This window comes from Pseudomonadales bacterium (genome assembly GCA_041395945.1).
Lineage (GTDB): Bacteria > Pseudomonadota > Gammaproteobacteria > Pseudomonadales > Azotimanducaceae > SZUA-309.
In genome coordinates this window covers 412975-432504 of the sequence record JAWKZN010000001.1, presented here as the reverse complement: position 1 = coordinate 432504, position 19530 = coordinate 412975, and the positions used below count along the sequence as shown (strand labels likewise).

The 19530-nt window shown below is 59.7% G+C and carries 17 protein-coding genes and 1 pseudogene; 7 read left to right on the top strand and 11 right to left on the bottom strand.

From position 1 onward, the window contains the following. Positions 1–3: 3 nt before the first annotated feature. Together infC and R3E82_02035 are read right to left on the bottom strand one after the other, a co-directional pair. A complete protein-coding gene (gene infC / locus R3E82_02040) occupies positions 4–504 on the bottom strand; it encodes a translation initiation factor IF-3 (GenBank protein MEZ5549649.1) in 501 nt (166 codons plus the stop codon). Positions 505–857: 353 nt separating this feature from the next. Further along, a complete protein-coding gene (locus R3E82_02035; protein MEZ5549648.1) occupies positions 858–2051 on the bottom strand; it encodes an acyl-CoA dehydrogenase family protein in 1194 nt (397 codons plus the stop codon). A gap of 159 nt (positions 2052–2210) precedes the next feature. Here R3E82_02035 and R3E82_02030 point away from each other — a divergent pair. Next, a pseudogene (locus tag R3E82_02030) lies at positions 2211–3758 on the top strand (MFS transporter). A 157-nt stretch (positions 3759–3915) separates the two neighbouring features. On the opposite strand, the gene R3E82_02025 reads toward R3E82_02030, so the two are convergent. After that, the gene (locus R3E82_02025) at positions 3916–4419 is read right to left on the bottom strand and encodes a phosphate-starvation-inducible PsiE family protein (GenBank protein ID MEZ5549647.1); all 504 of its coding nucleotides are present in this window, start codon (positions 4417–4419) and stop codon (positions 3916–3918) included. A 652-nt stretch (positions 4420–5071) separates the two neighbouring features. Continuing rightward, positions 5072–5713, bottom strand: coding sequence for a TetR/AcrR family transcriptional regulator (locus R3E82_02020; protein MEZ5549646.1), 642 nt, complete (start codon positions 5711–5713; stop codon positions 5072–5074). A 129-nt stretch (positions 5714–5842) separates the two neighbouring features. Between R3E82_02020 and R3E82_02015 the strand changes: the two genes are divergently transcribed. The 5 genes from R3E82_02015 (at position 5843) to R3E82_01995 (ending at position 9978) form a co-directional block, all read left to right on the top strand. Further along, entirely contained in the window at positions 5843–6562 is a 720-nt protein-coding gene (locus R3E82_02015; protein MEZ5549645.1) for a Coq4 family protein, read from the top strand. Between the two features lie 90 nt (positions 6563–6652). After that, positions 6653–7942 (top strand): O-acetylhomoserine aminocarboxypropyltransferase/cysteine synthase family protein, encoded by a 1290-nt coding sequence (locus R3E82_02010; protein ID MEZ5549644.1) that lies wholly within the window; start codon positions 6653–6655, stop codon positions 7940–7942. A gap of 18 nt (positions 7943–7960) precedes the next feature. Further along, the gene (locus R3E82_02005) at positions 7961–8461 is read left to right on the top strand and encodes a CoA-binding protein (protein ID MEZ5549643.1); all 501 of its coding nucleotides are present in this window, start codon (positions 7961–7963) and stop codon (positions 8459–8461) included. Between the two features lie 15 nt (positions 8462–8476). Then, complete coding sequence (locus tag R3E82_02000; GenBank protein MEZ5549642.1) at positions 8477–9316, top strand: enoyl-CoA hydratase-related protein; 840 nt, start codon at positions 8477–8479, stop codon at positions 9314–9316. A 134-nt stretch (positions 9317–9450) separates the two neighbouring features. Next, on the top strand, positions 9451–9978 hold the full coding sequence (locus R3E82_01995) for an SRPBCC family protein (GenBank protein ID MEZ5549641.1): 528 nt from the start codon (positions 9451–9453) through the stop codon (positions 9976–9978). A 19-nt stretch (positions 9979–9997) separates the two neighbouring features. Here the strand turns inward: R3E82_01995 and R3E82_01990 are convergent, their stop codons facing one another. The 6 genes from R3E82_01990 to R3E82_01965 all read right to left on the bottom strand — a co-directional run bounded on the left by R3E82_01990 (position 9998) and on the right by R3E82_01965 (position 17215). Beyond that, complete coding sequence (locus tag R3E82_01990) at positions 9998–12307, bottom strand: TonB-dependent receptor (GenBank protein ID MEZ5549640.1); 2310 nt, start codon at positions 12305–12307, stop codon at positions 9998–10000. A 250-nt stretch (positions 12308–12557) separates the two neighbouring features. Next, a complete protein-coding gene (locus tag R3E82_01985; protein ID MEZ5549639.1) occupies positions 12558–13952 on the bottom strand; it encodes a PLP-dependent aminotransferase family protein in 1395 nt (464 codons plus the stop codon). A gap of 75 nt (positions 13953–14027) precedes the next feature. Next, entirely contained in the window at positions 14028–15104 is a 1077-nt protein-coding gene (gene rsgA / locus R3E82_01980) for a ribosome small subunit-dependent GTPase A (protein ID MEZ5549638.1), read from the bottom strand. Next, complete coding sequence (locus R3E82_01975) at positions 15101–15886, bottom strand: SprT family zinc-dependent metalloprotease (protein ID MEZ5549637.1); 786 nt, start codon at positions 15884–15886, stop codon at positions 15101–15103. Before R3E82_01975 ends, rsgA begins: the two co-directional genes overlap by 4 nt. 28 nt (positions 15887–15914) lie before the next feature. Further along, complete coding sequence (locus R3E82_01970) at positions 15915–16385, bottom strand: MaoC family dehydratase (GenBank protein MEZ5549636.1); 471 nt, start codon at positions 16383–16385, stop codon at positions 15915–15917. Between the two features lie 44 nt (positions 16386–16429). Then, positions 16430–17215, bottom strand: coding sequence for a hypothetical protein (locus tag R3E82_01965; protein ID MEZ5549635.1), 786 nt, complete (start codon positions 17213–17215; stop codon positions 16430–16432). Positions 17216–17314: 99 nt separating this feature from the next. Here R3E82_01965 and R3E82_01960 point away from each other — a divergent pair, with 99 nt between their 5' ends. Then, a complete protein-coding gene (locus tag R3E82_01960; protein MEZ5549634.1) occupies positions 17315–18238 on the top strand; it encodes an LLM class F420-dependent oxidoreductase in 924 nt (307 codons plus the stop codon). Between the two features lie 20 nt (positions 18239–18258). Here the strand turns inward: R3E82_01960 and R3E82_01955 are convergent, their stop codons facing one another. Further along, positions 18259–19524 (bottom strand): MFS transporter, encoded by a 1266-nt coding sequence (locus tag R3E82_01955; protein MEZ5549633.1) that lies wholly within the window; start codon positions 19522–19524, stop codon positions 18259–18261. Positions 19525–19530 lie beyond the last annotated feature (6 nt).

The window sequence follows — 19530 nt, the reverse complement described above, 5'->3', positions numbered from 1 at the left end:
TCTCTACTTTCTCTTCTTTTTGGGCCCCAGGACCATGATGACCTGGCGACCTTCGAATTTCGGCTGGGCTTCGACCACACCGACTTCTTCGAGATCCGCTTCGATCCGGTTCATCAGTTTCATACCGATCTCCGGATGCACCATCTCCCGGCCCCGAAACCGCAGCGAGACTTTCGCCTTATCACCATCTTCGAGAAACCGCTTCAGATTGCGCAGTTTGACCTGGTAGTCGCCTTCTTCAGTTCCAGGCCGGAACTTCATTTCCTTGACCTGAATCTGCTTCTGCTTCTTACGCTGGGCTGCCTTGGTCTTCTTCAGTTCGAAAACATGCTTACCGTAGTCCATCACTTTGACCACGGGCGGCTCGGCATCCGGTGCAATCATTACAAGATCCAGACTGGACCGTCTTGCTGATTCCAGAGCCTGATCTCGAGTGACGACGCCCGCCTGGGAGCCATCCGCCTCTACTAGTCGCACACTTGTGGCCGTGATCTCTTCGTTCATGAGCGCACGGTCTGCGCGTTTCCCGGCACCTCGCTTAATAGGCGTTCTCCATCCTCTTGCTAAACCTCCTGGTCGGCCCGCAGTCCTTCACTGATGAAGCACACGAGCAACAGGCCAGGCATGCCCACTCCACTTGGATAGGGCCGTCCGGCCGCCACGTATGACTCTGCCCCAAAGGCAGAAAGCCGGGCATTCTACTGCCATGCCGCGGACCAGACAAGCCCGCGCGGACCGATTTATCCCCCCTAAGCCATTGTCTGCAAAGGGCAAATTCCCTGGTCCCATTCTGCCTGGAGAAGACGACAGAGCGCTCCCACGACCCCGGGTGGTGGGTCAGGGTCGAGACTGTTTACTCAATCCGGCAAGCCCAGGACCCGTTTCGCCAGGATATTGAGCTGCACCTCCGAGGTGCCCCCTTCGATGGAGTTCGCCTTGGAACGCAACCAGCCCCGTGTGGTATCCAGTTCGATCGGCGCGAAGACATTCTGCTCGGCGACCACCGATCCCAGAGATTTCGTGCCCATCATGTCGAGCATCAGCTCAAAGCGTCGTTTGTTCTGCTCGGTACCGTAATACTTGAACATCGAGGATGCCGCTCCCGGCGCACGCCCATCGGCCAGTTCCTCCCCCATACGCCGGGTGGTGAGCTGGTAGGCTCTGTCGTTCATCCGATGTCTAAGCACCTTTGCTCTCAGGGCAGTATCGGCAATGCGTCCGTCCTCCAGGCCCACGTATTCCGCAGCCAGCTCTTCGAGCGAGCGGACCTTCTGACTGCCGCCGCCGATCCCGCCGATAGAGGTCCGTTCGTACTGGAGCAGCCGCTTGGCAACCGTCCAGCCCTTGTTCACCTGGCTCACCACCTGGTGTTTCGGCACCCGCACGTTGTCCAGGAAGGTTTCACAGAAAGGTGACAGGCCGCTGATCAGCAGAATGGGCTTCACACTGATTCCCGGCGTGGTCATGTCGAACAGGATGAAGGTGATACCTTCGTGTTTGGGTGCACCCGGATCCGTGCGCACGAGGCAGAACATCCAATCCGCGTTATCTGCACCCGATGTCCAGATCTTCTGCCCGTTGATGATGTAGTCGTCGCCGTCTTCGACTGCGGAAGTACGCAGGCTCGCGAGATCCGAACCCGCATTCGGCTCGCTGTAACCCTGGCACCACCAGATCTCGCCACGGGCGATTTTCGGCAGATGCTCGAGTTTCTGAGCGTCGGTGCCGTATTCGAGCAGGGCGGGTCCGATCATGCTGATGCCCATACCCACATGAGCCGGGCGCGCGTTGATCTCCCGCATTTCCTCCGCCAGCACCTGGGCCTCCTGCTTCGAAAGTCCGGCACCGCCATACTCTTTCGGCCACATGGGCACGATGAAACCGCGTTCGGCCATCCGATCCATCCACAGCTTCGTGTCAGGATTCTTGAACCGGGCCCGCCGGCCACCACCGGGCGTTTCGTCCGCCGGCATGGGCGTGCGCATGCTGGCCGGGCAATTCTCCGCAAGCCAGCCCCGTACTTCCTTCCTGAATGCATCCACCCCTTTCATATCCTGCCTCTCGCGCTGACCGACCGCCGATTCTAGTGGACTGCAACCCGCATATCGACAGCACAACGATGTCGATTTGCGCCTTACCCTCCACTGGCCCGGCCGATGGTCGTTGTGCCCACCTCGATGCAGCAGGTATCTTCGCGGCGGGAGGAGTGAATGACCGAGAAAACCGCAGAGGTGGGAGTCAAACCCACAGACCGCACATTGAGCAACTGGCAGCTCGCCTCTTATGGGGCGCCCGCGATGCCACTGTCGATGGTCGCACTGCCGATGGCCGTCTATCTGCCCGCAGTCTATGCAGACTCGGAAGGCTTCGGCCTGGGTCTCGCCTTTGTCGGCCTGATGATGGTGCTCTCCCGCATCTTCGATGGGGTCACGGACCCGCTCATCGGATTCCTTTCAGACCGGATCCGCACCCGCTGAGGTCGCCGGAAGCCCTTTGTGGTAATCGGCACGCCGATCTACATCGCTGGGATCTGCCTGCTGTTCATCCCGCCCATAGAATTCTCCGAGATCACCCTGTTCGGATTCACCATGAATTCGGGCTATCCCTGGATGCTGGGCGCACTGGTGATCACCTACCTGGGCGCCACAATAAAGGATGTGCCTTACAGCGCCTGGGGTGCCGAACTCACCACCAACTACAACGAACGCACCCTGGTGACCAGCTGGCGGGAGGGCTTCACGGTCACCGGCTCACTGATCGGCGCCTTCACCCCCGGCATCATCTTCTTTTTCGGATACGACAAACCCAGCGACTCGGTGTATTTCCTGTCGCTGGCCATCGCTGTGATCATGCCGATCCTGGTCATCAACTGCGTGATCAGCGCTCCGGAACATGCCGTCCGCGAAGCCCGGGCGAGCCGGCTGCCACTGCGTGAAAGCTTCCGCTACGTGTGGAACAACGACCCTTATCGTCGGCTTGTGATCATCTTCCTGTTTTCAATGATCGGATCGGCAATGACCAACACGTTGAGTTTCTTCTTTGTGAAGCACGTGCTGCTCGCCGGCGATCTCTACGGATTTTATCTGGCGCCTTACTTCCTCTCCCAGATCGTCGCCATCCCACTGTGGTTCAAGCTGTCGCGGAAAATCGGCAAGCACCGGGCCACCATGGTCGCCATAGGCTGGTATGCACTATGGTCCTGCTTTATCCCGCTGATCGCTATCGCACCCATGCTCTGGTTCGATGCTTTCGAGATCACTCACGTGCTGGCATTTCTGCCCGAATCGATGCACACCACCACCGTGGCCTATTTCGCAGGCATCCCCACCGGAAAGTTCCTTTTCTTCATCATCATCATGTGTCTCAAGGGCAGTTCGATCGGAGCTTTGTCGGCATTGCCTTACGCGATGGCTGCGGATGTGGTGGATGTGGATGAAGCCCAGACCGGTAAACGCCAGGGTGGCGCTTACTTCTCGATCTGGCTGATGGTGCGCAAGCTCGCTTACGCGCTGGGGCTGTTCGTCGGTACCAGCATGGTCGTGCTGTTCGGCTTCGATTCACTGGCAGACCCGTTGAATACCACCAATACGACATTCGCGCTGCTGATGCTCGCCTGCTGCTATTCGGTGGTTCCGGCACTGTTCAAGTTCGTTGCCATCCCGCTGTTGTGGCACTACCCGCTGACGGAAACCCGGGTGCGAGAGATCCGGCAGGAAATCGAAATCGGGTCCCAAGCGCAGCCAGGCAGCGCCTTTTAACAACCCTGAGACGGTTGCCAGGGTCATGGACTGGGAGGTCGGCACCACAGGCTCACACACGGCACCGGTATAACTGTTACGAAGCGGGTCTATACGCCGCCGATCCGGTTTCACCGAAGCAGCAAACGCGAGGTATCGGCTTCACCTGCATCACCGATCAGGGGCGCACGTCTTCCGAGCTGCTGACTACGCTGCGCACCAGCGGTGTAGTCTTGTGCAGCAGCCAGTAGCTGACCGAGAGCGCCAGCACAACCGCCGCGATGGCGAATATGTAAGTTGGCTCGACGTGAGCGGAATCAAGTACGATAACCTTGCGTGCGATGGCCATGAGCGCAGTAGCAATGACCAGATTGACGTGAATCACGTTGTCCTTGAGGTACATCACGATATTGATGAAGATCTCAATGGCTATCAGTACGGCCATGAACGCACTGAAAGTTGCAAGAATGTCAGTAATTTCGAGAAGCATGAGGGGCGGTGCCATCAACCGCTCGTACAGTACCCAGACCACATCCCACACACCCCAGACGATGACAAAAGTCATGAGCACGGCCAGGAAGCGTACTGCCAGACGTATGATCCGGGAAAGGCTTGAAATCAGCTTATCATCCTGAAAGCTGGACAACCCGAATTCCTCATGTGTGTCGTCGTCACGCTTCATACCTGGGTCCTTACTGTGCTGTTCCTGGCCGGGGCTGGCCTGACTTTCCATCTGAAGACTGGAGCTGCCTGTGGGTGCAGTTGTTCACAACGTCCGCTCTGCTTCTGGTGCTGAGCATCACTCTGCTGCTGAGGCTGTGGGCACCTCGCGTCCACCGATTCATCGGCAACACCGGCACTGGTGACTTGCGCATCAGGTACCAAGCCGTGTTCGTGAACACCTCACGACCACCGGATTCGAGAACAACAGACTGGACGATAATGTCCGCGTTTACTGAGAGCGAGTGACCGGTAGTTGCGATGCACGGGATGCCGAACACCACCCGGAGCCTGAGATCAGGGCACAAGCAGCGCTCGCTGACCTCTGAACGGAGGATCCTGCTTATAGAGAAGCCATTCTGCAATGCGACTCGGGCATCACTGTCTGCCTCCACGGCAGCCAGGATTTTCCTGATGACACTCACGTTCCCTTTCTCCTCGTGGGGTCAACCTCTTGGGTTCATGCCCGAGAGCTTGTCCTCATCCAGCACATTCTGATCCGGTAAAGTCAGCTAAAGTTCCAGCGAATCACCAAACGGCTGGACAAGCAGCCTTTAAGCAGGAGCTGAATCACCAGTACCCGACCACATCTCAGTCGAGTCGGCTCGACTCGCCTATTTACCCGTCCGCAACGTTCGCGTCTGGAGCAACGTTCGCGCCTGGAGCAACGTTCGCACCTGGGCACCCAGCCACTCCGGGAATCCCGCTTCATCTTCTGCATCGAGTCCCACCACATTGGCGAGGGTGGCACCGGAGACGCCATAGCCGATCGCCGAGGTTGCCACCAGATAGACGAGTCGACGGGCCGCCTGCTCTGCGGATTCTCTGACAGGCAGATGCCGGGCGAGGACCGGGATCAGTTCCGCGAACAACTCATACACTTCGCTGGAAGGCTGTACGGACTGGGAGAGTGACTTTTCGCCGACCGCCATCCAGGCCAGCAGCTTGGCGTGGCCACCCCGGGAAAGGGCCTCGAACAGATCCCTCATCAGCACTTCGACATTGAGGGTCTGCTCCGCCTGCAGCACATCGATCACATCACGCAGCAGCCGGTTGGTCATGCGGTTGATGAGCGCCCGGCGCATGTCCTCGGTGTTACCGAAGTGGTGAATCAGGGTGGCGTGGGACATGCCTGCCTCTCTCGCCACATCCACCACATTGAGACCCTCGAGACCGTGTTCGGCGAGTCGACGCTCGGCGACCTCGAGGATTTCCGCCCGGGCTTCGTCCGCACTGCGCCTTTTACGGGTTGCCATGGTTGCTGTGACTCCCTGTCAGTTCCAGTACCTGATCGCCGCACCGGCGAGATACACTATTGACATTAATGTCAATAGTGTTAGCTTAATCACTCTTTTTTCCAGCGTCCTGCGATTCGGAGAAGACCCATGGCCAGCCCCGACGAAGGCCGCCTGCAACCCCGCCGCGCCTGGCAGGCATTACGTATCCTGTTGAAAGATAAAGAAGATACCGAGCAGGTGTTTGTCATCATTCGATCTCTGACGGGAAAATCCCTGTTGCGCGGGTTCAACCGCTTCACCGCCACCCGCAACGGCACAGCCATCTTAGCGGAAAGACGCCGGCTCATAGAAAAGCTTTCCGACCGGGAAGCGCTGCGCGCTCTGCCCCCCGCCTCACTTGGCCGCGCATATCTCGCCTTCATGGAACGCGAAAACCTCAGCGCCGCGGGCCTGGTGGATGCCAGCCTGGCGGCCGAGGGCGAGACCGGTGCAATCACTCCAGAGCACGACGCCCGCACACTGTACGCAGAGCGTCTGCGGGATGCCCACGATCTGTGGCATGTGGTGAGCGGCTATGGTCGGGACGGCCTCGGCGAACTCTGCCTGCTGGGCTTCACATTCGCTCAGACCCTGAATCCGGGTATCGGACTGATCTGCCTGGCTGGTGCAAACCAGTACGCGCGCCTGCTCGGTTTCGATGTGGTTCGTGCACTGCTGTTCGGCTATCGCAGCGGCCGCACCGCAGCCTGGCTTCCCGCAGCAGACTGGGAGGGCCTGCTCGGCATGCCACTGGACGCTGTACGGGCTGAGCTGAAAATCCGCACACCCCGGATCTATCCCGAGCTGCTGCAGAGCCTGCCCGCCTGAACCTGTACCCGGCAATCGGGTAATCCGAGCCCGGTCTGCCGTTGTCATCCGCAGCCGCCGCGTTCACCATCTCTCAACAGGGAGGTAGTGATGACAGAACAGCAACGACATTTCGGCATTCATACCCGATCCGTGCATGCGGGCAGCAGACCGGAGCCCGGCACGGGTGCCCGCGCCCTGCCCATCTACCAGACTACCAGCTATGTCTTCGAGAACTCGGAGTCCGCCGCTGCCTATTTCAATCTGCAGGAGTACGGCAACACCTACTCACGCATCATGAATCCGACCGTAGCCGCCTTCGAAGAGCGCATCGCCAACCTCGATGACGGTGCCGGCGCCGTTGCGTTCGCCAGCGGGCTCGCCGCCCAGACGGCGGTATTCTTCACCCTGCTCAACCCGGGGGATCATGTGGTGGCCTCCGCCGCACTCTATGGCGGCAGCGTCACCCAGTTAAAGCACCTGTTCCGCAAGTTCTCCGTGGGTCTCGATTTTGTCGATCCCGACGATCTCGACGCCTGGCGAGGCGCAATGCGGGAGAACACCCGGCTGCTGTTTGCGGAGACGATCGGCAATCCGGGCGGAAACGTGCTCGATATCGCAGCAGTGGCGGACATTGCACACGCTCATGGGGTTCCGCTGCTGGTGGACAACACCTTCGCGACCCCCTTCCTGTGTCGCCCACTGCAGTTTGGTGCTGACATCGTGGTTTACTCCGCCACCAAATTTCTCGGCGGTCACGGCACCAGCATCGGCGGCGTGGTCGTGGACAGCGGCACCTTCGACTGGTCAAACGGAAACTTTCCCGGCATCGCGGACCCTTCTCCGGCCTATCACGGACTCGCTTTCCACGAGACCTTCGGAATCTACGGGCTGCTCATGAAACTGCGCGCAGAAACCCTGCGGGACCTGGGCGCGGCTTTGAGTCCCTTCAACGCCTTTCTGCTGGCCCAGGGTATCGAGACGCTGCCATTGCGCATGCGTCAGCATGTCAGCAACGCGCGCCAGGTCGCCGCGTTTCTCGACACCCATCCCGCAGTGACCCGGGTCAGTTACCCGGGACTGCCGGGCAGCCGTTATGCGGATCTCGTGCAACGCTACCTGCCGGATGGTGCCGGCGCGGTATTCTGTTTCGATCTCGCCGGTGGACGCGAAGCCGGTCTCGACTTCATCTCCCGTCTGAATCTCTTCTCCCATCTCGCCAACGTGGGAGACGCCAAAAGCCTGGTGATCCACCCCGCGTCGACGACTCACCGACAGCTGTCCGATGCAGAACTCCGTGCTGCCGGTATCGGACCCGGCACAATCCGGCTGTCGATCGGCATCGAAGACGCCGAGGATCTGATCTGGGACCTCGACCAGGCACTGCAGCCCGGTCACTGAACAGGAACACCGCCTGCGATGAACATCGAGAAATACCAGGATCCGGCTGTCATTCGGAGGGCGCTGGCATCACGCTCCATCGCCATCGTCGGCCTGTCCAGCAACGAGCTGAGACCCAGTAACTTCGTCGGCTACTATCTCAAGCGTCACCGCTATCAGATCATCCCCGTGAATCCCCGGGAGCAGCGCATACTCGATGAGCCCTGCTACCCCTCCCTGCTGGACATCCCCGGGACCGTGGACGTTGTCGACGTCTTCAGAGATCCGGCAGCAGTGCCCGAGATCGCCGAACAGGCAGTCCAGATCGGAGCGAAATTTCTCTGGCTGCAGTTCGGCGTGATCAGTGAACGTGGTATTCGCATTGCGGAGTCTGCCGGTCTCGGTGTGATCGTCGATCGCTGCATCAAGATCGAACACGCCCGCTATCTGGGGCGCATGCACTGGCTGGGTTTCAACACCGGGCAGATCTCAGCGCGCAGAAGCCCGCTCACCCGGACCCAGCCGAAAACAGATTCGTAGGCAGAGAGGAAGTTCATGAACTACGTACTTTATGAGCAGATCGACGAGATCGTCAGGATTACCGTGAATCGCCCCGATGTGATGAACGTCATCAGCCGCAGGACCTATGCCGAACTTGATGAAGCATTCACGAAAGCAGAAGAAGACGATTCGGTGAAGGTCATTCTCGTGGCCGGAGCGGGTGAGCATTTCGGCGCGGGACACGATATCGGCACACCGCAGATGCGCGCTGAACTCGATGAGTACCCGCGGGACTTTTCAGCACTGGGTACTGTGAAATCGATGGACCGGGGCGTGTACTGGCGCCTGCACGACCGCTGGCGGAACATCGGTAAACCGACCATCGCGCTGGTCCAGGGCTACTGCATCATGGGTTCATGGATGCTGGCGGCGGCCTGCGACCTCGTTATCGCCGCAGACGATGCGCGTTTTGCCGACCGCTCCGTGCGCTGGGGTGGCGCGCACCACGAGTACCCCACCCATTTCTGGGAGCTCGGTATCAAGAAAGCCAAGGAATACCTGTGGACGGGGGATTTCATAGATGCCGGGGAAGCACTGCGACTGGGCATGGTGAACCGGGTGGTCGAGAAAGCGAACCTCGACTCCGCCGGGATGTGGCTGGCGCGTCGCATCGCGCTCAACAGTCTGTATGCCCTGAAAGTCTCGAAAATGTCGATCAACCAGGCCGCCGACATCATGGGTCAGAGTGCTGCGGTGCGCGCGTCCGGTAATTTCTGGATCATGTCGACTGCCCGCCCGGAAAATCGGGAGATCGAAGACCCCAATGATCGAGTGGACTGGTCGAAATCACGCAACCGCCGCTTCGACGAACAGGACGACGATCGGCCCTGGTAGCACAGGGGCGGGGATTACACCGATACACGCACCATCCCCTCCAGTTTCTGCCATTTTCTCTCTCCAGACCAAAGCACTGACTGGAGCCGCTAAGGGGATTCCCGGAGTCATCGGCGCACGCGGGCGACGTTACCATGAACGCCCCCTGCAGAGAGTCCAGCAGCATGGCAGAGCGCAACGACGAACTCGGCACCATTACCCACAGCGGCAACACCTACACGGCCCGGCTCGAAAGAACTCTGGCGCATGACATTGCTTCAGTCTGGGCAATGCTCACCCGCCCGGAACGGATCGTGGAGTGGCTGGCACCAGGGCACATCGAACTTAAAAAAGGGGGTGCGGCAAAACTGAACTTTACCGACAGCGGCATCGTGATCGACAGTAAGGTGACCGCCTTCGAACCCGAAGCGCTGCTCGAATATTCCTGGAGCGGACCCGGCGAGCCGCTGCGACCGTTGCGCTGGGAACTGACGGAGGCGGACACCGGTACCAGACTGACCCTCACCCTGCAGACACCGGACAGCGAAGACATCGCCCGCTCCTGCGCGGGCTGGGAGGCGCATCTGATGATGCTGCTTGCCGCCATCGAAGGCGTTCCGATCAAGTTTCCCTTCGAGCGCTTCCAGGCAACCCGGAAAGCCTACGGCAGCCAGCTCAGCTGACTGCCGCGGCGAACCGGACCTAATACTTGTAGGTCGCTTCGATGCCGAAAGCCCGCGGGGTGCCGATCATTTCCTCGTTAAAGCCGAAGAAAGACAGATCGAAGGCGTACACCATGTACTCCTCGTCACCCAGGTTGCGACCGAATGCGGCCACCTCCCACTTCTCATCGACCGACTGCCAGCTCACCCTGGCATTCCACAGCCAGTAGTCGTCTTCAGAAAGCAGCGGATTGTTGAGCGCATCAAAAAATACCTCATCCTGATAGTTGAAGTCCGTCTGCAAGGTCAGGGTTCCGAGGTTATCCAGGGGTATGTCGTACTGAAGCAGCCCGTTGAAGGAAACTTCAGGAGACATGGTAATGTCGTTACCCGAATAGTCTCCGGACGGAATCACGAAATCCTTGTACTCCGTGGACAGCAGACCCAGCCCCAGGTTGACGAACAGATTTTCAATCGGCAGCCATTGCAGCTCCAGTTCGGCCCCGTAGATTTCGGCATCTGCGGCATTGGAGATCGTGGAAAAGCCAAGCCCGTCGACGATCACGAAGGCGAATACCTGCAGATCTTTGTAGTCGTAATAGAAGGCAGAACCATTGAAACGGACTCGACCATCGGCCAGCGTCGATTTGAAGCCGGCTTCGTAACTGACCAGTGTTTCTTCATCGTAGGGGGCTACACCGTCGCTGGTGCTCTGAATTCCTCCAGCCTTGAATCCCGTAGTGATACCACCGTAGAAAAGCAGATCATCACTGTAGGCATAATCGAGCACGAGCCGTCCGGAAACATTGCTGAAATCATTACTGGCCTTCGCCGGGTAACCGGGCTGCGCCGGATTGCCTGCGGCAGGCTCATCGAAGAAAAAGTAGGCGTCATGATCCACATCTTCATCCGTGTAGCGCAGACCGGCATGCAGTTTCAGTGTATCGCTGAGTTCAACACTTGAATCGACGAACAGAGCGTAACTGGTGATCTTCTGATCGGTTCCGGATTTGGATTTCTGCACGAAGGCTTCAGGACAGAAACCGGTCGGGTTACCGGGAGGCGCTGAACAGTTCACATCGTCTCCGATAAATGCGGGACGTGCGTCGCGAAGTATGTCGAATGCCGTGTTGTCCTGTGCCTTGTCGCGCAGATAATAAGCACCGGCGAGCCAGCTCCACTGATCGCCTTCCCAGCTGATCCTGAGCTCCTGAGCAAACGTCTTCTGATCTACCGCCAGCTCACCGGTGAGGATGTCATTGGGGCCAACGTCAGTTTCCTCCGGCCGGAAATCTTCCATGTCGTCGTAGGAAGTGATCGAAGTGATCACATACTCCCCGACGGTCCAGTCCGCAGTGAGTGAAAGACCCCAGAAATCAGTCTTGTTCTTCGCTTCGAAGTCGTAGTTGCCTTCCTTGTATCCCGGAACGGCAGACACATCGTCGCCATTGAGCGTGGTGTAAGGCGCCCGTTCAGAATATCCGAAGATGTCCGCACACAATCCCGCCCGGATGTCGCTGTTCGAGCACATGTCACCATTACTGTCCCAGACACCCAGGTGGCGATACTGCACCGCATCCGATCGGGTCTGCCCACCGCGGGCATTCAGCAGCAGATTCAGTGACTCCGTGGGTTGGGTTTCGAGAAGCACCCGCCAGGCGAGTTCATCGACGCCCTGCTGATCGTGGCCGGTGAAGCGGTTTTTCATCCAGCCATCCGAGTCATTTTTCAGAATGGCCGCGCGAAAGGCTGTCGAGTCCCCCAGAGGGCCACCCACTGCCCCTTCCAGTTTTGTCATGTCCCAGCTGCCGTAGCCGCCCCGGATGAAGCCGTCCCATTCCATAGTCGGCTTGCGGGACACGAAATTGACCGCGCCACCCGTAGCGTTGCGACCGTAGAGCGTGCCCTGCGGGCCACGCAGAACCTCTACCCGCTCCGTATCCAGCAGCTGGAAAATCTGTGCAGCGTTTGAGGAGATGTAGGTCTCGTCCATATAGGCTGCGATCGGTCCCTGGTTAAGCACACCGAAATCGTTCAGGCCTACGCCGCGGATGAACGGCGCCGGCACTCCTGTGTCGCCATTCGGATAGCCGACACTGTAATTGGGCGTCTGTGCTGTAATGTCGACCGACTGCCGGAATCCCAGCGCTTCGATGGTGTCGCCGGTAAACGCCGTGACCGACACCGGCGTTTCCTGGAGATTCTCCTCGCGTTTCTGCGCGGTCACGATGATTTCTTCGATCACCGTACCTCCAGAACGGCCACCAGCATCCACAGCAAGCGCAGGCAGCGGCAGGATCGGCAGAAACAGCCCCAGTGTTCTCAGAATTTGAACAGCGATGGTCTTCATGTGTGTCTCCTTTATTCAGATCGGGGTATTCAGATCGGGGTATTCAGATCAGGGTATTCAGATCAGGGTTCGACAACCCTCACTGCATTTGCCGGCAGGTGAGACGCCAGGGTCACTATACCCTCCACGAGATCTCAGTGAGAGCACTCAGGATCAAAAGTCAGAAGGAAATCTGTCAGATCGCGACCCCACTTCAGCTCCTAATACTCTGGCGGCCTTTTCGACGTCAGCCTCCCGGAGCCCCGGGTCTTCAACCCAGTCCGCATATTTTCCTAGCTGCCGCGCAGAAGGTGGCAACAGCTTCCTCCAGATCGCGTCGCCGCTGGGCGCCGCTACTTTCGCTGAAGCAGAAAGACAGTCGCAACTGATCGTAACCTGCGTCCGGATCCCGGGCCCGGGCATCGGGTGGATAGAAGTCGTACATGGGAATCACCACGACCCCGTAGTCCGAAACCATCTGCCGCACGAAGTCATCGTCTGTGCGCACCCTCTTACCGAGGAAGGTGAACACGGTGAAGAATCCGGCCGCAGGAACTGTCCAGTGAAAGAGATCCTTGTGTGCACCGAGCGCGGATTCGAAACCGGTCAGGAGGATCTCCCGATTTTCCCGATAGATGGCGAGCTTCTCTTCGGCCACCGGCCAGAGGGACTTCCTTTCTGTAAAGTCGTTTTCGTGCAGCAGCGCCTCGAAGCCCCGATAGGCGGCTGGATTCGGGAACAGGATGTCGGCACTCGCCTGCACCAGCGCCAGCTCCGCAAGGGTGGCCTTCGCGCCGCCTGCGATCTCGAGCTCGGCTTCGGAGTAAAGGTAACCCACCCGGGGTCCGGGGAAGCCGATCTTCGAGCCGGTGAACAGGTGCACGGTCTGCGCAGGATCCAGCGACAGGAAGGGCGCCTGGCGTTCGGAGGGTTTCGCAAAATTGATATAGAGATAGGGTGCGTCTTCCAGAATCAGCACCTTTTCCGCCCGTGCGATCTCCAGGATCTCGTGTCGGCGCCTCATAGAGAAGGAGAAACCGGCAGGATTGTGGCCGTCCGGCACGGTGTAGTAGAAGGGCACAAAGTAGCCTTCCTCCCGCGCGCTACGGATCTGCCGGAGAAACACATCGGGCAGCGGGCCTTCCTCGTCCATTTCGACACTGAAGATGGCCGCGTGCTGGCACAGATTGGCCCGCGCCATGAATCCCGCATAGGTCGGCGCATCCGTGATGTAGGCAACCGGTGTGCCCGGATGTTCGAAGAGAGAACACACCAGACTGATGCCGCCGGTAGCACCCACCGTGGGCACCAGCCGCTCAGGCTTCAGCGCCAGATTCCAGTCGTTGCCGTAGACCCTGGAAAAAAGCGCCCGGGTGCGCACGGGACCCAGAGTATCGCCATAGGAATAGGCCTCGCGCACATGTTCAGGCAGCACGTCCGGATCATTGAGTCCTTCCTGCTCCGTGAGATACGCAAGATAGGCAGCTTCGTGTTCGATAAAGGCCCGGGGATCCGTCACCTCAGGGTGCGGATAGCCGGCCCCGAGATGATGAATTTTGAGGCCTTTTTCCTGGGCGAGTTTCCTTAATCCCGGCAGCGACGCAGACATTTTCCGGGTAACGGAGACCGGTTGCCGTCGGACACCGGGCACTATCAGATTACTCACTGGGCTTCCTCGAAATCGACGCGGACAGAAATCCTGCTGGATACAGCGATCGGTAATCAAGTTACCGATCGGCCACTAATGATCCGGCTTACGCTGCGCCTGTTTGACCTTTTTACTCCACTGTCGGACCCGCGCGTGCCTTTCGGCCACGGTTTCCGAGTTGTAGAGCTCTTCGCGCCGAAGTTTACGATAACTGTCGAGACGGCGCGCATCCAGCCGCCCTTCTTCGATGGCCGCACGGATGGCACAACCCGGTTCACTCAAGTGTGCACAATTCGCGAAACGACAGGCACTCGCCAGTGATGCCACATCCTCGAAAGTCGACGCCAGACCGGCCTGTACATCCGTGATGCCGAGTTCGCGCATCCCGGGACTGTCCAGCAGCATGCCGGCACCGGGCAGCAGGTGCAGCGACCGGTGGGTTGTCGTGTGCCGGCCCTTGGCATCAGCCTCACGCACCTCACCGGTATCCTGCAGCCGCACCCCGGCGAGGGAGTTGATGAGCGTGGACTTACCGACGCCGGAAGACCCCAGCAGGGCCACGGTCTGACCCGGTCTGCACCAGCTGCGCAGCGGCGCCAGGGTTTCAGGAGCCAGCGCGTTTACGACTTCGACCACCAGATCTGACCCGAGCAGCCGCGCTGCATCCTGGTACGAATCCGTGTCGGAACTCAGATCTGCCTTGGTGAGCACCACCACGGGCTGCACGCGGGCTTCATGGGCCAGAGCCAGGTAGCGCTCCAGTCGCGATGGATTGAAATCCGCGTTGCAGGAAGTGACCAGCAGCAGCGTGTCCACGTTGGCGGCGATGAGCTGCACCTCACCCGGTTTACTCACACTCATCCGCTTGATCAGGCTGCTGCGATCCAGCAGACGCAGGATCGTGCGGCGATCCGCTTCGAGCAGCAGCCAGTCACCCACAGTCGGCCGCTCCTCGGCGCCGCCCTGAAACCAGCGTCCTCCCAGAGGCACATCGGTTTCACCGCCCGCATAACGCAACACCAGTCCCGACCGATGCACTTCGAAAACCCGTGCCGGGACGCCTGTCTCCACCTCTTCCAGCGTCAGCTGCTGACGGAAGAAGGAGGACCATCCCAGCAGGCTGAGTTCGTTTTCCAGTGCCGGTGCTGCAGCCATCTGCTCAGTGGTCATTCGTGCAGCAGCACCGGCAGATACTGCCCGAGTGCCACTTCGCGATCCTGCCAGTCCGGCATATGCCGCCCGAGCAGATTGTTGAAACGCCGGGAATGATCATGGTGAACCAGGTGGCAGAGCTCATGAAGGGTCACATAGTCGATGAGCGACTGGGGCACTTTCACAAGGTGCGTATTGAGTGCAATTCGACCGGACGCACTGCAGCTGCCCCACTGGCTGCGCATGAAGCCGACCCGCCAGTCGGGCAGCACGCCGTTGAGCCAGGGCAGGTCGGCAAAACGCTGCAGGGTGGTCTCAAACAGCTGGCGCGCTTCCCGCGTGTACCAGCGTTTCAGGGCCGCGCCCACCCGCTGCGGTTCGTCGCTCGGTGTGCTCACGGTGATGTGACCGCGGATGCCGCGAACATCGTGAAACAGCGGCAACTGCCGCTCGGTTTCAGTACGGGCAACCCAGGTCCTGCCTTCCACCACCCTCAGTTCGTAAGCCTGACCGAGATACTGCAGCAGTTCCCCGGCAACATGTCTGGGCACCGAAACACAGGTCGCATCCTCCTGAATCCTGCCAAGCCTGTGCCGCAACCAGCGACCGTGCTCCACCACGATGGCCTCGAGTTCAGTCCGGGTGGCCCCCAGCGGTGCTTCGAGCACGACGACACCAGCAGGATCAAAGGAAAGTCCGATACGCGTCTTACGACGACTGTTACGACGCACCTCAACGGGCAGGGAATCCACCACCAGACGCTCGGTGTGCATGTCGATGACCTGGCTGCCGCGTCTCATCGCGCTTTCAGCACCGTGCACGCCGCACTCAGAACACCAGCCTCGCCAGACTTTCCGCCACTACGGCGGGCTTCGGTGAGTTCTGCACTTCGAGCACCAATTCATTCATGATCTCGATCATGGTGCCTTTGATTTCGACCCGCTTCAGCGTGCTGATGGTACGGATTTTCGAGCCTGCCGGTACCGGTGAGGGGAAACGTACCCGGTCAAAACCGTAATTGATGGTGAGCTTCTGTCCAGGTAACTGGGCGAGCGGTTCGCCCTTATCGGCCTTCGGCAGAAAATTCATGATCGACAGAGTGAGCTGTCCATGCGCGATCGGGGCGCCGAACGGTCCCGCTTTAGCGCGCTCCACATCCACATGGATCCACTGATGATCCATGGTGGCGTCGGCGAAGGCGTTGATGCGCTCCTGGGTGATTTCAAACCACTCGGTGGGAGTCGAGGATTCGCCGATCCTGGCAGACAGGGTCTTATGCGCGTTTTCGATATCAGACATCAGGAAACTCCACGTCGGTAACAGGCGATACGAACCAGGGCGGATTATGCACCTTCGGTGGTGTCGGGTGAGAGCGGCAGGACGGGTCTTCGGATCGGGAATTCCTGCCGGGTCTGCACCCATTGCATCAGAGACGCATGCGTTTTGTGATTCTGCAGCAACTCGAGCTGCATCTGCGTCACCCGCATCAGATCGAAATCCCCCGCTTCGTTGCGGGCCAGCGCTTCCTCAGGCGAGATCCAGATACTGTCCACCGTCTCTTTTCGATCATGAATGCCTGTCTGACCAGGAGGCGCCTCTGCCAGAAAGAAACGGGTATCAAATCTGCGGGCGCGCCCGAAGGGTGTGACGAATCGATTCACAAAATGAATCCGGTCGACGGCCAGTGACAGGTTTTCGACAAGACAGATATCGAACAGACTGGTGTGTCCGCCATGCAGCTGATGCCGGTAGGTGTCAAAGCGTTCCCGGTTCTGCGGCGTGTAGGGCAGCAGCTGACCACCGGCATCGTAGGCGAGCAGCAGACCGGCCTCTTCGAAGCTCTCCCGGATACCGGCGATCCAGTAACCGCGCCATTCATTACCCAGTGCAATCTGCTGTGGTGTCTGCTCAGCCGAAGGTCCGGTGCGGATGCGGTCGTACTGATGCAGATGATCATCCGCGTCCACCCGGCCACCGGGAAAAACATACATGCCGCTGGCAAATGCCGCCCGGCTGGTTCGCTTCAGCATGAATATTTCGAAACCGGAACCCACATCCCGGGCGATGATGATGGTGGCCGCCGGTCGGATGGGCTGCACGGGGACGGCTGGCTGGCTGGCGGACTCCATGAGTACTCGCAGGGGTAGCGAAAGCAGTCAGGCTAATGTGTTTTTACCTGTCACACCAGAGCGCGTATGTTGGTGGCTGACTGATCGGGAGCCAGCCTCATGAAACTCAGCGTGGAATATCCCAGTGTCGCCTATCGGGAAGGACCGACCGGCATGCTGCGACTGGCAAAGGCCATTGAGGAAATCGGCTATGACCAGCTCGACATCTTCGATCACGTGGTGATGGGATTCCCCACCGAGGATCGGCCCTCTCCCCGATATCCGCCCCAGATGCCCATCATGGAGGCACTGGTGATGCTCGCCGCCTTCGCCGCGGTGACCTCCCGGATCGGCCTGGGAACTGAAATCCTCGTGCTGCCCCAGCGGCAGCCGGTGCTGGTGGCCAAACAGGTCGCGACGCTGGACATTCTCTCCGCGGGTCGCATGCGGCTGGGTGTCGGAGCTGGCTGGCAGGCGTCCGAATTCGAAGCCCTCGATGAAAATTTCCCGGATCGAGGTGTCCGTATGGATGAGGCCATCCAGTTACTGCGCACCTGCTGGGGAGAAAGTCATGTGGAATTCAACGGCCCGCATTACAGGGTCCACGCCATGGCGATGGAACCCAAACCCCCCCGAGCCGAACACCTGCCGATCTGGATCGGCGGGCACTCCGAGCGCGCACTGCGGCGGGTGGGAGAACTCGGTGACGGTTGGCTGGCACCCGCAATGACCGATCCGGTGGTCGCACGGGATGCTCTGGCACGGATTGCGCATCATGCGGAACACGCAGAACGTGATCCCGCCGGGATCGGCCTGCAGCAGATGCTCGACGTCCCGCCCCGGGATGAGGCGGGAAAACGTTTCTATGCGGATCTGGATCAGGTGGAAGCCCGGGCCCTGGCCGTGGCCGAGATGGGTTTCGGATGGGGCGCCCTCAATGCCACCGCTATCTTTCAATCGGGTGCACGCAGCGTCGAGGCGATCATCGATACTCTGGCAGCCGTGCATGACAGGTTGCGCCGGGCGCTCGGCCCTTCGTCATGACCGGCACAGCAACCGGCCATTCAGAGGTTCCGGATATTGAGTGACGTTCGCGCGGCAAAGGCTGCTCCAATGAAGACACTCAGCAAGCCGATCCAGGTCACCGCCGAATGCCAGTCGAGCAGATCGGCGAGCACTCCGATCAGCAGGTAGAGCACCACACCCCAGGCTTCCAGCCCCGCGGACATCAGTGACATCACTGTTGCCCGGGCCGTGGAGGTGATTGCATGCTGCAGGGCGCTGGTGAGCGCTACCGATACCGCTCCCAGTACAAGAAAATAGATGGTCAGGGCCAGGGACATGAGATAAGGGGAACCGGTGAGCACGGCGGCGAGCAGGATGTGCGCGCCACCTCCTGTGACCGCGAGCTGGCGCAGACTGAATCCATCGAGCCGGTGTCCGAGTCCACCGCCGAGCGCAAACGCCCCCGCTGAGATGCCATACAGCACCCCGATTTCAGCCAGAGTCAGATTTCCGGTCTCGTCGAGGAGCAGCCCGACATATTCATCCAGGACCTGGGGGACGCCGACAAGAAACACGCCCATCGTGGCAATTCTGAGCAGATGGCGGTCACCACCGCTGTGACCACGCATATCCTCAAGCGCCGCTCGAAACGTGGCAGAAAGGCCCCCTGCTTCCACGCCCGTCTCCTGTGGATCAGCTTCCTGCAGCGCCGTACTCACCTTCGAATCCGGCGCGGGTATTGCAAACGCGGGTATTGCAAAGATGAGTAACGACGAGGCAGCGGGCGCAAGTGCAGAGAGCAGCAATGGCAACGTATAACCCTCTGTGGCCGCAAGTCCGCCGAGCGCCATGGCTAGGACCACACCCGCACCGCTGGCGGCGACCCCCCGGCCATAGTAGCGGCTGAACCGGGCGGCCTGCCCCTGCGCTTTGAGACAGTCGAACAGCAGCGCTTCGAGGGTGCCGCTGCGGATGGCACCGCCCAGACTCCAGAGCACGAAACCCAGGGCAAATCCGGGCAGCGTCGGCCAGAACAGCCACACCAGATAGCCACTGCCGCTCACCAGCGCACCGAATCCGATATAGAGTTTCCGGTTCAGCCGGTCGCCGATCACCCCCGAGGGAATCTCAAAGAGCAGCGCCGCCAGAGACCAGACGATGAACAGACCGGAGAGTTCGACCCCGGAGATGCCCGCCTCCTGCATCATGATGGCGTAGACCGGATAGATCAGAATCAGATCATCGAGAAAGGCCTGCGCCGGCCACAGCCAGGCCAGTCGTTTCACCGGCGATTGGGTTGGCGAACCCGGCACCGTGGCTGCCACAGGAAT